Origin of the sequence: Pseudodesulfovibrio piezophilus C1TLV30 (assembly GCF_000341895.1) — a bacterium.
GTDB classification, from domain to species: domain Bacteria; phylum Desulfobacterota; class Desulfovibrionia; order Desulfovibrionales; family Desulfovibrionaceae; genus Pseudodesulfovibrio; species Pseudodesulfovibrio piezophilus.
In genome coordinates, this window is sequence record NC_020409.1 from 2,072,155 (window position 1) to 2,087,124 (window position 14,970).

Genomic DNA, 14,970 nt, shown 5'->3' on the forward strand with positions numbered 1-14,970 from the left:
TGATTCGTCCTACCAAAGTGCAGAATGAAAGCAAAGGACAACCGGGGCACCACCGTCCCACAGCTCGAAAAACTCCTGACAACAATTCAGATTGCCAGAGCTCTCCCACTTCCACCAACAGCCCGTCCCTGCCTCATCTGCACATCAGAGGCATTTATGCCAATCGTTTGGCGAATTCAGAAACAAGTATGGCCCCGGCCTGCGCCACATTCAGCGAGTCGAAATCACGCAGAAAAGGCACATGAAGATTATGGTGACAATATTTTGCCACGCCGGGACGTATGCCTTTTTCTTCATTACCGAGAACCAAGACGGCCGGAGTCTCCAATTCTGCCGTATAAATATCCATAGAATCCCCACCCATGCGAGCACCATAGACGGTAAAGTCGTAGTTGACGCAATCTTTCATGGCATTGGCGAGATTGCCGACCTTGGCCACCGGGAGCTTGTTGAGCGCCCCTGCGCTGGATCGAACTGCACCGGAGCCAAGATACGCGCCATGATGCTGGCAGACAACAAGTCCAGCCCCTCCGAGGGCATAAAGTGTCCGGGCCAGAACTCCCACATTGCCGGTGTCCTGCACCTGATCGAGAATGACGATAAGAGGAAGAGGAGCCTCGGAAGCGGTTTCAAGCAGTTCATCAAGAGGAGTGTAGGACAATGCCGCGCACCGAGCCGCAATCCCCTGATGGTTGCCCCTGTACATAAAATCCAAATCCTTGGCAGAAACGGATTTGAATGGCACATTGTGCGCCCGGCACAGTTCGAAAACCTCATCGAGCTGCTTGTCATGGCGCCCTTTTCGGAACGCCACAAAATCGACTCGAGCAGGATCATCCCTAAGCAATTCTACGACAGGCTTGTTTCCAACTACGTAAATTTTTGTATTTTTTTTATCGGGGCCGCTATTTTGCATTTATTTTCTCCATGTCAGGACGCGCGGAAAGAGATTGCACATACTTGCGCTCCGCTCGGCGACTATGTAGGGGGTTTAACCCGCTATTGCAATCCCGCGCAAGGTGGGATAGCAGTGTGACACCTGACATTCGGACAATTAAGACTTTTTCTAGACTTCCCACGTGCGTTTTTATCTGATAACGACTCACCAGAAGCCGGAGGAAAATTTGGAAATATTCAAATCGATACGCCTGCTCTTTCTCTCCATACTGATTGGTGTGGTTGTGGCAGGCTGTGCCCCAAGAAACCCGGAAGATGCCACGGTCGCTGAAGTCGAAGCCCTGGAAGTGCCGGTTGATGCTGAGCCACTTGACCCGGAAGTCGAAGCCACACCTGATGTGGAAGGCTCCCTGACTGAAACGGAGCAAGCTGTTCTGAATGCCCGCTTCGGTCTGCTCTTCGACCTTGAGCAACATCAGACCAAGGAAGTCGAACAGTACTTCAATTACTTCACGCATAAAGCGCGCAAGACCATGGCTCGCTGGCTGGAACGTTCCCAGCCGTATCTGCCGTATGTCCGCCGCGTCTTTACCAAATACGGCCTGCCTCAGGATCTCGTCCTGCTTCCCTTCGTGGAATCCGGCTACAATGTCCGGGCGTATTCATGGGCCGGGGCCGGTGGCATGTGGCAATTCATGCGCGGCACCGGACGTCTCTATGATCTCAAATCCGACTGGTGGATTGATGAGCGACGCGACCCTTACAAATCAACAGACGCGGCTGCCCGCCACCTCCGCGATCTCTATGACCGCTTCGGAGACTGGTATCTCGCGCTGGCCGCTTACAACGCAGGCGAGGGCAAGATTTCCCGCGCATTGAAACAGGCCAATTGCAATGATTTCTTTGAACTGACCCAACGCAACAGAAAACTTTCCCGAAGGGTCCGCCTCAAGACCGAAACCCGCCATTACGTCCCGAAATTCATCGCCATATCAAAGATTTTCCAAAACCTGGACACCCTCGGTTTCAAACCGGTCTCATGGGAATTGGAAGAAGAGGTCGCCACGATCAAGGTTCCCGGCGGAACCGATCTGCTGGCACTCGCCAGAGCCGGTGGCATGACATGGAGTGAATTCCACAACTACAACCCGTCCTTCCGCCGTCAGGTCAGTCCGCCGTACATGGATGCGACCGCGTACCTGCCGGTGACCAAAGCGGACAAAATGATTGCCTATCTGGCAGATCCCGGCTCCAGACCCTATGCCGGGTATAATCGACACCGCGTCCGTTCCGGTGAATCATGGTGGATCATTTCCCGTCGATACGGCGTCCCCATCTCTGTCCTGAAAAAAGTCAACAACACCCGGTCCAATACCCTTCATCCCGGCCAGTTCGTCATGGTGCCGGGAAGTGGCTCCAGCCGGGCAGTAGCCAAGTCCAGACCGGCTTCAGGGTCCAAAACCCGTGCCATCGCAGCCCAACGTGGCAATTACGTCGTTCGCAATGGTGACACCCTCTGGTCCATTTCCAAAAAATTCGGCACCACGGTCAACACCATCAAACGCTCGAACGGCCTACGCAGCAGCCGTCTGAAAATCGGACAAAAACTCTACATTCCCAACAACTCCAATGTCGCGACCAAGCAGGCCGCCAAGGATGCAGGGAAAGTCAAGACACAACTCGTCCGCTACAAAGTCCGCCGTGGTGACAACCTCTGGTCCATAGCCCGCCGGTTCGGCGTCAGTGTCTCGGACCTGCGCAAGTGGAATACCCTCAGCGCCAAAGGCACCATTTATGCCGGGCAACGGCTGAAGGTCTACGTCCGATAACAACGCATCAAAATTGCTCTTTGAGTCCCGTTTGCTCCGGCAGACGGGACTTTTTTCATGATCTACGAAAGGCCGGGCAAGGAAATATTCGCCTTGGCATCAAATTTGATTTATTGAGAGACCATGGCAATATATTCCCCCCGGAAGACAAACATAAGGATGCACCCGTGAAGACACAGTATCTGATCATCGGCGCAGGGCCTACGGGCCTGGGCGCAGCCAACCGTTTCAAAGAACTCGGCATGGACGATTATCTCATCCTGGAACGCAATGACTACGCAGGCGGACTGGCCACCAGTTTCAAGGATGACAATGGCTTCACCTGGGACATCGGCGGTCATGTCGTCTTTTCACACTATGAGTATTTTGACGACCTGATGAATTCCCTGCTGGGTGACGAACGGTTGGAGCACGAGCGCGAGTCATGGGTCCGCACCTCAGGCACCTGGGTTCCCTACCCTTTTCAGAACAATATCCGTTATCTTCCCCCCGAAGCCCGTTGGGACTGCGTCCAGGGACTGCTCCCCGGCAACAGGCCGGAACAGCCCCCCACCAATTTCGGCGAATGGATCACTCATATCTTCGGGGAAGGTATCGCCAGACATTTCATGAATCCCTACAATTTCAAGGTCTGGGCCACCCCACCGGAACTGATGCAGTTCAACTGGATAGGGGAACGGGTCAGCGTGGTGGACCTCAAGATGGTGCTCAAGAACATCATCATGGAACGGGACGATATAGCATGGGGACCAAACAACACTTTCAAATTTCCACTCAAAGGTGGAACCGGGGAAATTTTTCACCGACTGGGCGACAGGCTGAAGGACCGGATCGAATTCGGACAGTCCGTTGTCTCCATCGATCCCGATGCCAAGGTCGTGACAACAGACAAGGGCACCAAAATAGAATATGAAACGCTTCTCAACACCGGGCCTCTCGACACCTTGGCCAGCCAATGGCTCACGGATCGGGATACCGCCATGGGGGATGCCGCTAAAGATCTGGTCCACAACTCAGTCCTTGTGGCCGGAGTGGGCCTGGATATCAAGGACGAGTCCGACCGTAATTCACGGTGCTGGATGTACTACCCGGAAGCAGATTCCCCCTTCTACCGAGTGACCAATTTCCACAACTATTCCCCGAATAATGTTGCACGCCCAGGTGAACAGCTCGCATTCATGTGTGAATCATCCTTTTCCGACCACAAGCCGGAAAAGGTGGACGAACTCATGGACCGGACCATAGCGGGTCTGGTAAACACCACCATGCTGGATGCATCCAGAGTGGACGACATCTGCACCAAATGGGAGCTGGCCGTGGATTACGGCTACCCTGTCCCGACCCTTGGGCGAGATAATGCCCTGCGCGCCATTCAACCCAGACTGGAAGCAAAGGATATATATTCACGCGGCCGGTTCGGAGGCTGGAAATATGAAGTCTCCAACATGGATCACTCTGTCATGCAGGGTGTGGAATGGGCCGAGCGCATGGTGAAGGGGACTCCCGAATCAACCTACAGCTGGGAATAGAAAACCTATGAGTACCTCTGTTTACGAGCAGCGCCGGGAGAATCTCAAACGTCTGTTGACCGAAAAGGAGATCCCCGCGCTTCTCATCTCGCACGCGGCCAACCGATACTATCTGAGCGGCTTCGAGCTGCACGACGCCCAATGCAACGAATCCAGCGGCTGGCTGGTAGTCACCGCCGATGGCGGAGACTCCCTCTTCACCGATTCCCGCTATGAAGATGCAGCCAAGCAGGTCTGGAATGAAAAAGACCTCTTCATCTATTCGGCCAACAAATTCCAACTGGTGGCAGAGACCCTTCGCAGCAAAGGGATTTCAACCCTCGGCATCGAGCCAAAGGCTCTCCACCTCTTTGATTACGATAAACTGAACTCCCAGTTTTCCCTCCTGTCCACAGACAATGTGGTTGAGGAACTGCGTGTTATCAAGGACGCCGATGAAATTCGGCGTATGGATGCTTCCATTGCCCTTAACCACGAGTTGTTCGACCATATCGGTAATTTCCTCGAACCGGGACAGACCGAAGAACAGATTGCCTGGGAAGTGGAAAAATACTTCCGTGAACACGGAGCCGAGGAATTGGCCTTCTCCACCATTGTCGGAGTCGGCCCCAACGCGGCTTTACCCCATGCCATACCCGGCAGGACCATGGTCCGCGACAATGACCTCGTGCTGATCGATACGGGCTGCCGATTGGCAGAATACAATTCCGATCAGACCCGGACTTTCTGGGTTGGCGACACGCCTTCCGACCGGTTCAAGGAAACCATGGACCTGGTTCGTGCAGCGCAGCAGGCAGCCATCGACATCATCAAACCCGGCCTGACATTCCTGAGCGCATATGAAGCCGCTTACGCGGTCTTCGAAAACGCAGGAGTGGCACGAATGTTCACCCATGGCCTCGGACACGGCATAGGGCTGGAAACCCATGAGCCACCAAGCTTGAGCAAAGCGGCCAAAGGCATTCTCAAACCAGGCATGGTCGTGACTGTCGAACCAGGCCTATACGACCCGCAATGGGGTGGTATCCGTTGGGAATACCAGGTACTCGTCACCGAAGATGGCTGCCGGGTCATGTGACCCCATCCCATCGCATCCGAAACAAGAAAGGACCGCCCCATATGGAGCGGCCCTTTTTCGTTGGACGGTGCCGGGATCGTTACTCGCCGACTTTTTTCATCTGTTCCTTGGCATCTTCAACGATTTGGTCAACCTTTTTCCCGGCCTCTTCAGCCGGACCTTCCGTATCCATGGCATCCTTGGCTTCTTCGACGGCATGGTCAACCTTCTTGCCAGCCTTTTCGGCCGGGCCTTCTTCGCTGCAACCAAATGCGGGAAGCATCATGGCGAGCAGACAACCAGTCAGAGCAATTTTGTTCCAGATTTTCATAAATCTCCTTTGTGTTTAGTTCACTATGACACACTTTTCGATTTATAACCATCCCGGTCAGCGATTTTCCAATCTACATGTCTGGCTGTAATAGGCGGTTCCGTTCCCCATATCGGTCATTTCGGGCTTGATGAGGACGTTGGCGTTATGTCCATATTTCATCCAACCGCCACGACGCATGATCACGGCACGGGGGTGGAGATCCTTGAGAGTCTCCACCTGGACCTGCATGGCGCCCTGCGGGGTGACAAGATAAGCATCCTGCGCAGGATTGAGCGCAGCCCAGGCCGGGTTCTGTCTGGAAACCCAAACGATCGGCACACCACGCTGGTCTGCCTCAGACATCTGGGAATGAAGTGACTTTCCGCGAAGCACAGTCAAAAGTTGGAGAGGGTAGGCCGGGTCACGCTCCGGTTCGGGAGTAAGGCTCTCAGGGAAACGATACAGCCCGTCCATATGGCCAAATTCCATATTCTCGAAAGCGATATACGGGTGGTGAGCCTTGACAAAACCATTCTCTCGCAGCTCTTCCAGCGAAAAATCCTCCTGCTTGAGACTTTCCCGAATACATGCCTCCTGGTCAGGCAAACCGATGGGAGCGACCAGTCTGGAGTCAAGATCGTTGAGAATCTCGAAATCGTTCCGACTCTCGCCACGCGGTTCCACGGCCTTACCACAATAGTTGATATAATTGTGGACAAAAGAACCAAGGACATCCTCCCGTTCGAAAAGAAGGGCAGGTGGCAGGATCACATCCGCAGTCAGTGCCGTATCATGCATGAACCCATCGACGCACACCACAAACGGCTTCCGAAAAGCATCGGCAGTGGAAAGACTGTCCGGAGCCTGATTGACGACATTATGACCATCCACCCAGATGAACTCCACAGGAGGATCGGCCCGGCGCATCTCCTCACCAAGGTTCTGAACCAGAAATTCCCTACGGGGAGGGGTTTCCCCTGCCACAAGGTGATCCCATGACCCGAGATTACGCCCAGACGAGATGTTGAAATATGCTCCGCCTCCGCTGATACCGATATGACCTGAAATCATGGCCAGGGCATTGATGAAGCGGACATTCTCCCCACCATAGGAATGACGTTGCAACCCCCATCCCAGGATTGAGGCGACGTTACCGGTATCCGCATACCAATCGTACAGCATCTCCACATCCGCAGTGGGAACCTCACAGGCAGAAGTCAGTTCGGCCAGAGAACAACCGTCGATCAGGCCGCGCAAGGCTGGCCAGTTGGCAGTTCGGGTCAGCACCCACGGGTTGAGATCACCCGCTTCAAGATAAAGCTTGAGCACGGCCGCTGCCAGAAAGCGGTCAGTCCCCGGACGGATGACAATGTTCACATCTGAGAATTCCGGGGTATCGTCACCTCCGGGAGAAATGGTCAACACCTCGACCCCACGCTTGCGCGCCTTGTGGATCAGAGCCAATTGATGCACCGAACACCTGGTCATGTCACGACCCCAATTGACAATACGGCTCGCGTTCAGGATATCCTCAGGATCATTGTGGTTCAATGCTCCGAAATCCTTGAGGCACGCTGTCACCCCGGTATTTTCGCATAATGCCCCATGAATGGTCGACGCGCCCATTCTGCCGAAAAATATGGAACTGGCTTTACTGAGAACGCCCCTGTAGCCATGCCCATGAATATGAAGGATCGATTCCGGCACGGCGCGTGCGGCATTGAGCTTCTCCGCCACCAAAGCCATGGCTTCATCCCATGAAGCCGTGCGAAAGGACTCGCCGTCACGAATCAAAGGTGTCACGATGCGTTCATCAGAATTGAGCCGCTCGAAATAGCGTGCCCCTTTCCTGCAACAGAATCCCTTGGTAAACGGATGCCTCGGGTTACCCCGGACGGATTGTTTTTCCACATCGACAAGCAGTGAACATGCGTCGCCGCAGTCCACAGTACACGCGGTAATCTTGGTCATGACTTTCCTCCAGGGAGGAGAGTGGAGAAGTTTCCCCCCCAGGTCAAATTCAAATTTCGAAATAACGACATTCCCTGCCTCACTCCCGAGAATGATGCCATAAACCCTTGCCACCCACCAAGGGGAAGCGGTAAATTTTGACAACATTGACTGAATAGTCTAACCAGATTCGGTTCCAGCTACCTGATAGACACTGAAGGATATGGACCAGACATGTCGAAGATACAAAAAATCAAGGGATTCGTGGACCTCTTTCCTGAAGAGGCAGCCAAATTCACCGCAATGGAAAAGGCCGCACGCGAGGTTTTCACCCGCTACGGCTTTGGAGAACTGCGGACACCGATCCTTGAAAAGACCGAACTTTTCCAGAAATCCATCGGGGAAGACACCGATGTTGTCGGCAAGGAAATGTTTACCTTCCCGGACCGCAAGGACCGCTCGCTGACCATGCGCCCCGAAGCCACAGCCGGGGTTGTGCGTGCCTTTATCGAATCCAAGACGCATCAGCCTGGAAAGATTTCGAAATTTTTCACCTTCGGTCCCATGTTCCGCTATGAACGACCCCAAAAAGGTCGTCAGCGGCAATTCCATCAGCTCAACGCGGAGATATTTGGTGCCCCCGAGGCCCAGGCCGATGCCGAGTTGATCCTGATGCTGCGCACCTTTCTCAACTCACTGGGACTGACCAAACTGGTCATCGAGCTGAATTCCCTTGGCTGCCCTGACTGCCGCCCGACCTACAAGCAGGCATTGATCGACTTCTACAAGTCCAAGGACAAGGACAATTTCTGCGAGGACTGTCAACGCCGCATGGAGACCAACCCCCTGCGCGTGCTTGACTGCAAGGTTCCCACTTGCAAGGAGCTCGTCAAGGATGCACCGATCATCACCGATCACCTGTGCGAGGAATGTGAAACCCACTTCACGGACGTCAAGACCATCCTCGACGGCGCAGGTGTCGACTATGAACTCAATCCCCGACTGGTGCGCGGGCTGGACTATTATGTCCGCACCTGCTTTGAAGTCGCTTCCTACGACATCGGCTCCCAGACGGCGGTTGCCGGTGGCGGACGCTATGACGGTCTGATCAGGAATCTCGGCGGCCCGGATTGTTCTGCCACTGGTTTTGCCTGCGGCATGGAACGTCTCGCCCTGCTGCTTGACCAGATGGACGCCGAACGCCCGGATTTCTACCTGGCTGTCGTGGACCAGGACGCGGCCAATGATGCCATGCTCTTTGCCCAGCAGTTACGCGACAAGGGGCTGAAAGGGGATGCCAGCTATTCTGGCGGTTCCATGAAATCCCGCATGCGCGCGGCCAACAAATCCGGCGCAAAAACATGTCTGATCATGGGCGGGGATGAAAGGGCCAACAAGACCGTCACCGTCAAGTACATGGATGATGAACGGGAACAGGAAACGCTGGATCGCGCACTCTATCTGGCCAGTCTGTAATTTTTCGCAGGAGTGAAGGGCATGGGCAATGGTTCGATGTCGCAGAGGATGGACCTGTCGTTTTTCAGAGATTTACCCTGAAGACAGGCCAGGAAAACCTTCACTCCGAATGGTTTGAAACTGAACAGGAATCATGGGCCGCCCCACCGGGGTTTGGCCGAAGCGCTATTTAAAATACGAGAGAGACTGGAGAAGTCATGTCTGAGCAACAGGAAGAAAGAGACTACAACGAATTTCGCGTCATCGAGGACCTCGCAGGCTGGCGGCGAAGCCACCATAACAATGAACTGACCGCCGCCAATATGGATGAAGAGGTCTGCCTCATGGGCTGGGTCCAGTTTCGCCGTGACCATGGCGGCCTGATCTTTATCGATCTGCGCGACCGTGAAGGCCTGACCCAGGTCGTCTTCAATCCAGAAGACAATGCCGAAGTGCATGAGCGCGCTCACGCCATCCGCCCTGAATACGTTATCGCCATCAAGGGCAAGGTCCGCCCCCGTCCTGAAGGCATGGCCAATTCAAGCATGGTCACCGGCGAAGTTGAAATCGAAGTCTCCGACTACAAGTTGCTCAACACCTCGGACACCCCGCCGTTCCCCATTGAGGACCGTGTTGAGGTCGGAGAGAATCTGCGATTGAAGTATCGCTTCCTCGACCTGCGCCGCCCGTCACTGGCCCGCAATTTCATTATCCGCAACAAGGCCGCCCAGTCCGTGCGCCGCTATTTGGACAGCCTCGGTTTCCTCGAAGTCGAGACCCCGGTACTGACCAAGTCCACCCCTGAAGGAGCGCGTGACTTTTTGGTCCCCAGCCGCGTCAACCAGGGTGAATTCTTCGCACTGCCGCAGTCTCCCCAGCTTTTCAAACAGATGCTGATGGTCTCCGGTATGGATCGCTATTTCCAGATCGTCAAGTGCTTCCGCGATGAAGACCTGCGCGCCGATCGCCAGCCCGAATTCACTCAGATCGATATCGAAATGAGTTTTGTTGACGAAGCGGCTGTACAGGACATGGCCGAGACAATGATCAAGACCTTGTTCAGAGAGACCATCGGCGTGGACCTGCCCGCAGAGTTCCCGCGCATGACCTTTGCCGATGCCATGCGTGATTACGGCGTGGACAAACCCGACCTTCGCTTCGGCCTCAAACACATCGACATTACCGATGTCTTCAAAGGGTCCGGCTTCAAGGTCTTTGCTTCCTCTGAACTGGTCAAGGTCATGGTAGTTCCCGGTGGTGCCGAATTATCCCGCAAGGAAATCGACGAATACACCAAATATGTCGAGATATATGGCTCCAAGGGACTTGCCTGGATCAAGGTCAAGGAAGACGGCGAATGGCAATCCCCCATCGTCAAATTTTTCTCCGAAGAAGAAGTCGCCACCCTGCGTGAACGGACCAACGCCCAGCCCGGGGATATCCTTTTCTTCCAGGCCGGTGCCGCCGACATCGCCAATGCCGCGCTCGGCAACCTGCGCTGTGAACTGGGCGAACGCTTTGGCCTGATCAAGGATGACGAGTACACCCCGGTCTGGATCACTGATTTCCCGCTTCTTGAATACGATGCCGATGAAAAACGCTATGTCGCCCGTCACCATCCCTTCACGTCGGCCCTGCCCGACCAGATGGAAATTCTGACCAGCGATCCCGGTAAAGCCATTGCCCGCGCCTATGACCTGGTCATGAACGGCCATGAAATCGGCGGCGGCTCCATCCGTATCCACACCCCGGCGCAGCAGGAAGCGATGTTCGCAGCCCTTGGAATTAATGAGGAGGAGGCCCGCGAGAAATTCGGATTTCTCATGGATGCCCTCAAGTTCGGCGCACCGCCCCACGGAGGAATCGCTTTTGGCCTGGATCGCCTGATCATGATCCTGACCGGCTCCCGGTCCATTCGCGATGTCATAGCCTTCCCCAAGACGCAAAGGGCTACCTGCCTGATGACTGAAGCCCCCTCCAGCGTTCCCAGCAAACAGCTCAGGGAACTCGGAGTCAAACTGCGCGAAAAGAAAAAAGAAGACGCTTAATAAATTCTGGGAAGAGACCCGAAAATGGTCCCTCCATCAAGGACATCCTCGCCGCCCGGCGAAATCGTCACCTCTGGCGTTTTCCGGGCGGCGCATTGATTCCCACACAGGAGTATTGTATTTATCAAAAAATTACAGACTCTTCTGAATTGAAGCGTCCCTATCCTCATGTCTTGAACTCGCCTTTTGAAATTCCGTAGTTATTAATATAGAAGAGACCGACAACGTCGCAGACATGATTGAAATGACCTGTCTCCTCCCTTTTCCGCACACGAGGACAAGGATACCGGAGATGAAATGGTGGAGGGGAAGGGAAGAGGAAAACCCCTGTTTTCCTCTTCCCTTCCCCGACCACCGGAGGCAAAAAATATGAAATTGGAAATATGTACATGGCCTGATGAGGTTTTATCCGCCAAGGCAAAACCAGTCACCGAAGTGACACCGGAGTTGCAGGAACTCATTGAGAACATGATAGAGACAATGTACGAATCCGATGGCGTCGGACTGGCCGCGCCTCAGGTGGGTGAATCCATTCGCCTGATATGTGTGGACCAGAGCGGTCCCAAGCTTCGAGGAGACCTGCGGGTGCTTATCAACCCGGAAATCGTCGAATGCGATGGTCAGGTCGATAGCGAGGAAGGCTGCCTGAGTTGCCCGGAACTCAATGTCACAGTGAAGCGTAAAGAACGTGTCAAGGTCAATGCTCTGGACAGAGAGGGCAATGAAATATGCTTGGAGACGGACGGTTTTCTGGCTATCATTCTGCAACATGAAATCGACCATCTGGACGGCGTGACTCTCGCAGACAGGACTGGTCGGCTGAAGCAGACCATTTACAGAAAGAAAGCTCTCAAGTGGAAGCGATAACACGGGACAAGTAGAATGGAAGAATTTGATGTGAGCCAGTTGCGAGACGGTGAGCCGATCCCCAAGGAAACAATCCCCTTGAAGGCTCTGAAAATAGTTTTCATGGGAACTCCCGACATTGCCGCTGAAATCCTGAGTATCCTGCTGCAATTTGATGGGGCGGATGTCATTGGGGCGTATACCCAACCGGATCGCCCGTGCGGGCGCAGCCGCCAATGCGTTCCCTCAGCAGTCAAGAAAGTCGCCCTTGAAAACTCCATCCCGGTCTACCAGCCCGTGAATTTCAAGGAACAGGCCGACATTGATACCCTGGCATCCCTTGAACCCGATGTCCTGGTCGTCGCCGCGTATGGCTTGATCCTGCCCCAGGCAGTCCTTGATATCCCGACCATTCATCCGCTCAATGTTCATGCCTCCCTGCTGCCCCAATGGCGCGGTGCCGCACCCATCCAGCGTGCCATCGAAAATGGAGATGTGGTCACCGGTATCTCGATCATGAAGATGGAAGCCGGATTGGATACCGGTCCGGTCATGGTCCAACGCGCTCTGCGTATCGGACATAATGATCATGCCGGAACCATCCATGATGAACTGGCAAAACTCGGTGGAATCTGCCTCTGTGAGGCCTTGGCCCGTCTGCAAACCGGAGCATACACTCTTGCTCCGCAGGATGACTCCATCGCGACCTATGCGCGAAAACTGGAGAAAAAAGAAGGCCAAATAGACTGGAACCGCCCGGCGCAGTCGATTCATAACCAGATTCGCGCCATGTACCCCTGGCCCGGAGCTTTCTTCGACTGGACCAACTCCGAAGGGAAAACCATCAGACTCCACGTTTCTCCCGGTGAGATCGGCGAGAAAACAACCCCCGGTATCGATCCCGGCACCGTCCTCGGTGAAATGAACGGCAAACTCGCCATCACGACACAGGACAAACTCTACCTGACACCCGAAGTCAAACCTCAGGGAAAGAAAGCTATGGACGCCACAGCTTTTTCGTGCGGCTATATAAAGGCCTGCAAATAGTCCCATCTGCAACACTCAGGGTATACCATGAACGCATCCAGGCCTTCACGATTCCTGATCTTCAACAACGGCATGCTCGGCAATACACTATTCAACATGCCGGCAGCCGCATGGCTCAAGCAGAATTATCCGGGATGTCACGTCGGCATGGTGGTTGATAGCGTGGGCAAAACGCTGATTCTCCATGACCCCAACGTGGACACCATTCATGTTTTTAACAAGAAAAAAGACTCTCTTCGCCAGCAGCTATCCTTGTTGCTCGAATTGAGAAAAACCCGATACAATGTTTCCTTCCACCTGCGCAAAGGAGTCCGCAACGAACTGCTGGCCCGGCTTGCGGGAATCCCGGATCGAGCCGGGTTTCGGCTGAAAGGGTCACCCCAGCACCTGACTTTGAAGCTGGAGGAAGACACTTCTGTCCACCGTCTTGAAAGCCGTGCCCTGCTTATGGAAGCAATGCTCGGACGTCCCGTGAAACTCGACCGGCCCAGGCTGAACATCTGTACAGAGGCCAATGCAGCCATGACCCGGTTCATCGAGCAGGCGGGTGCTGTACCGGGAAACTATTTCGTCCTCCACCCCACAGGAAATTCACAGAATGGCAAGGACTGGAGCCTCCCGGTCTATGCTCAGGCTGCCCAACGCCTCGCCGAGGACGCGCCGGTCTTCATCATCTGTATGCCGTGTGAAGAAGAGGCCGTGAACAAGGCCATCCCATCCGGTTCCCATATCCATTATTATACAGGCAGCATCGCCAACACCAGCGAGCTTATCCGCAATGCTTCGGTTTTCCTCGGAAACGATTCTGGGCCAGCCCACCTGGCCTGCGCTTGGGAAGTTCCCCGCCTGGTGGTATACAAGGATGACGAGGCCAATTACACAAAGTGGAAACCGATTCATAAAACAGGGTGCACTATCCTGTTTGCACAAGATTTCAACCCTGAAACCGTCTTCCAGGCTGTCATGGGCCTGAAGAACACCCAAGCATGAAACAGACGACTTCCATACGGCGAGCCAGAAAAAGGCTCTTTATCGGACTCATCAGTGGAACCTGTTTTGTCTTTTGCCTCTTTCTTGCCTCACTCTGGATCGTTCCGTTCATAGGGCTGGAAAATATTCATCCAGCCGCGTCCTGGATTCTTGGCGGACTGGTCCTCGCGCTGCTTTCACTGGTCTGCGTTGCCTACTGGGGCTTGTTTCTGAACATCATCACCCACAAACCGGTCCCCGGTTCTCGTCGATTCCGCGGCCTGACAATCAAACTGTTCCTGCCCGTCATGGTCCTTCTGGGCAGAGCTTTGAAGATTGAAAAAGAAAACATCATGCTCTCCTTCGTCAGTGTCAATAATGAATTGGTGCAGGCTGAGGCAGGCCGGTACAAGCCCGAAGATATCCTTCTCCTCATGCCCCATTGCCTACAAAACTCGAAATGCGACCGCAGGCTGACGTATGACATCAACAACTGCAATCGGTGCGGTAAGTGTCCCATTGCCGGGCTCCTGGACCTGCACGACAAGTACGGCGTGAATCTGGCGGTGGCGACTGGCGGCACCATCGCCCGGCGGATAGTGGTACAGATGCGCCCCCGGATGATCATTGCCGTGGCCTGCTATCGAGACCTCGCCAGCGGTATACAGGACACCTTTCCCTTGCCCGTCTTCGGTGTTCTCAATGAACGGCCGCATGGTCCCTGTCTTGACACCACAGTGGCGCACCCGCTCCTCGAAGAAGCCCTGCACCGTTTTCTTCAGCCGAAATACCTCAAAGGTATGACATCGGGTCTGGGAAAAACCATTTCCACGGCACAGGGGACGCGGCTTTAAGCCTCCTGCTGCAAACACCTTCTTGCCGTATACGGTCCTGTTCCTCACCATGCCGATTCATCGAAAACACAGGCCCGAAAGAGAGCGGCAAAACCGATATTTCACGAGATTCGGAAACACCTCATTGCTCCCACTGTGAAAGGTTCGGGCATTTTTACTTTACCCCGAAGACAAAA

At 54.3% G+C, this 14,970-nt stretch carries 12 protein-coding genes; 9 read left to right on the forward strand and 3 right to left on the reverse strand.

What is annotated here, in order from left to right; translation table 11 throughout:
* Positions 1 to 154: 154 nt before the first annotated feature.
* On the reverse strand, positions 155 to 916 hold the full coding sequence (locus BN4_RS09895; protein WP_015415249.1) for a TrmH family RNA methyltransferase: 762 nt from the start codon (positions 914 to 916) through the stop codon (positions 155 to 157).
* 208 nt (positions 917 to 1,124) lie between these two features.
* Here BN4_RS09895 and BN4_RS09900 point away from each other — a divergent pair, with 208 nt between their 5' ends.
* From BN4_RS09900 to BN4_RS09910, 3 genes are all read left to right on the forward strand, one after another.
* Entirely contained in the window at positions 1,125 to 2,726 is a 1,602-nt protein-coding gene (locus BN4_RS09900; RefSeq protein ID WP_015415250.1) for a LysM peptidoglycan-binding domain-containing protein, read from the forward strand.
* 167 nt (positions 2,727 to 2,893) lie between these two features.
* Complete coding sequence (locus tag BN4_RS09905) at positions 2,894 to 4,255, forward strand: protoporphyrinogen/coproporphyrinogen oxidase (RefSeq protein WP_015415251.1); 1,362 nt, start codon at positions 2,894 to 2,896, stop codon at positions 4,253 to 4,255.
* Between the two features lie 7 nt (positions 4,256 to 4,262).
* Complete coding sequence (locus tag BN4_RS09910; RefSeq protein WP_015415252.1) at positions 4,263 to 5,333, forward strand: M24 family metallopeptidase; 1,071 nt, start codon at positions 4,263 to 4,265, stop codon at positions 5,331 to 5,333.
* Between the two features lie 79 nt (positions 5,334 to 5,412).
* On the opposite strand, the gene BN4_RS09915 is transcribed toward BN4_RS09910, so the two are convergent.
* Together BN4_RS09915 and BN4_RS09920 are read right to left on the reverse strand one after the other, a co-directional pair.
* Positions 5,413 to 5,643, reverse strand: coding sequence for a hypothetical protein (locus tag BN4_RS09915; protein WP_015415253.1), 231 nt, complete (start codon positions 5,641 to 5,643; stop codon positions 5,413 to 5,415).
* A gap of 57 nt (positions 5,644 to 5,700) precedes the next feature.
* Positions 5,701 to 7,596 (reverse strand): molybdopterin-dependent oxidoreductase, encoded by a 1,896-nt coding sequence (locus BN4_RS09920; protein ID WP_015415254.1) that lies wholly within the window; start codon positions 7,594 to 7,596, stop codon positions 5,701 to 5,703.
* 213 nt (positions 7,597 to 7,809) lie between these two features.
* On the opposite strand from BN4_RS09920, the gene hisS reads away from it, so the two are divergent.
* The 6 genes from hisS to BN4_RS09950 all read left to right on the forward strand — a co-directional run bounded on the left by hisS (position 7,810) and on the right by BN4_RS09950 (position 14,794).
* Positions 7,810 to 9,051, forward strand: coding sequence for a histidine--tRNA ligase (gene hisS, locus BN4_RS09925; protein WP_015415255.1), 1,242 nt, complete (start codon positions 7,810 to 7,812; stop codon positions 9,049 to 9,051).
* Between the two features lie 197 nt (positions 9,052 to 9,248).
* Positions 9,249 to 11,078, forward strand: a complete 1,830-nt coding sequence (aspS, locus tag BN4_RS09930; protein ID WP_015415256.1) for an aspartate--tRNA ligase — start codon at positions 9,249 to 9,251, stop codon at positions 11,076 to 11,078.
* Positions 11,079 to 11,447: 369 nt separating this feature from the next.
* On the forward strand, positions 11,448 to 11,945 hold the full coding sequence (def, locus tag BN4_RS09935; protein ID WP_015415257.1) for a peptide deformylase: 498 nt from the start codon (positions 11,448 to 11,450) through the stop codon (positions 11,943 to 11,945).
* 15 nt (positions 11,946 to 11,960) lie between these two features.
* Positions 11,961 to 12,971: a methionyl-tRNA formyltransferase gene (gene fmt, locus BN4_RS09940; RefSeq protein ID WP_015415258.1), complete on the forward strand. Its 1,011-nt coding sequence runs from the start codon at positions 11,961 to 11,963 to the stop codon at positions 12,969 to 12,971.
* Positions 12,972 to 12,998: 27 nt separating this feature from the next.
* Positions 12,999 to 13,961, forward strand: coding sequence for a glycosyltransferase family 9 protein (locus BN4_RS09945; protein WP_015415259.1), 963 nt, complete (start codon positions 12,999 to 13,001; stop codon positions 13,959 to 13,961).
* A complete protein-coding gene (locus BN4_RS09950; protein ID WP_015415260.1) occupies positions 13,958 to 14,794 on the forward strand; it encodes a DUF116 domain-containing protein in 837 nt (278 codons plus the stop codon). The genes BN4_RS09945 and BN4_RS09950 overlap by 4 nt, the downstream gene beginning before the upstream one ends.
* Positions 14,795 to 14,970 lie beyond the last annotated feature (176 nt).

What these genes read in the sequence shown, in the direction of transcription:
- BN4_RS09895 (WP_015415249.1), bottom strand. Translation starts at nt 916, where the DNA reads ATGCAAAATAGCGGCCCCGATAAAAAAAATACAAAAATTTACGTAGTT.
- BN4_RS09910 (WP_015415252.1), top strand. Translation starts at nt 4,263, where the DNA reads ATGAGTACCTCTGTTTACGAGCAGCGCCGGGAGAATCTCAAACGTCTG.
- BN4_RS09915 (WP_015415253.1), bottom strand. Translation starts at nt 5,643, where the DNA reads ATGAAAATCTGGAACAAAATTGCTCTGACTGGTTGTCTGCTCGCCATG.
- BN4_RS09920 (WP_015415254.1), bottom strand. Translation starts at nt 7,596, where the DNA reads ATGACCAAGATTACCGCGTGTACTGTGGACTGCGGCGACGCATGTTCA.
- hisS (WP_015415255.1), top strand. Translation starts at nt 7,810, where the DNA reads ATGTCGAAGATACAAAAAATCAAGGGATTCGTGGACCTCTTTCCTGAA.
- aspS (WP_015415256.1), top strand. Translation starts at nt 9,249, where the DNA reads ATGTCTGAGCAACAGGAAGAAAGAGACTACAACGAATTTCGCGTCATC.
- def (WP_015415257.1), top strand. Translation starts at nt 11,448, where the DNA reads ATGAAATTGGAAATATGTACATGGCCTGATGAGGTTTTATCCGCCAAG.
- fmt (WP_015415258.1), top strand. Translation starts at nt 11,961, where the DNA reads ATGGAAGAATTTGATGTGAGCCAGTTGCGAGACGGTGAGCCGATCCCC.
- BN4_RS09945 (WP_015415259.1), top strand. Translation starts at nt 12,999, where the DNA reads ATGAACGCATCCAGGCCTTCACGATTCCTGATCTTCAACAACGGCATG.
- BN4_RS09950 (WP_015415260.1), top strand. Translation starts at nt 13,958, where the DNA reads ATGAAACAGACGACTTCCATACGGCGAGCCAGAAAAAGGCTCTTTATC.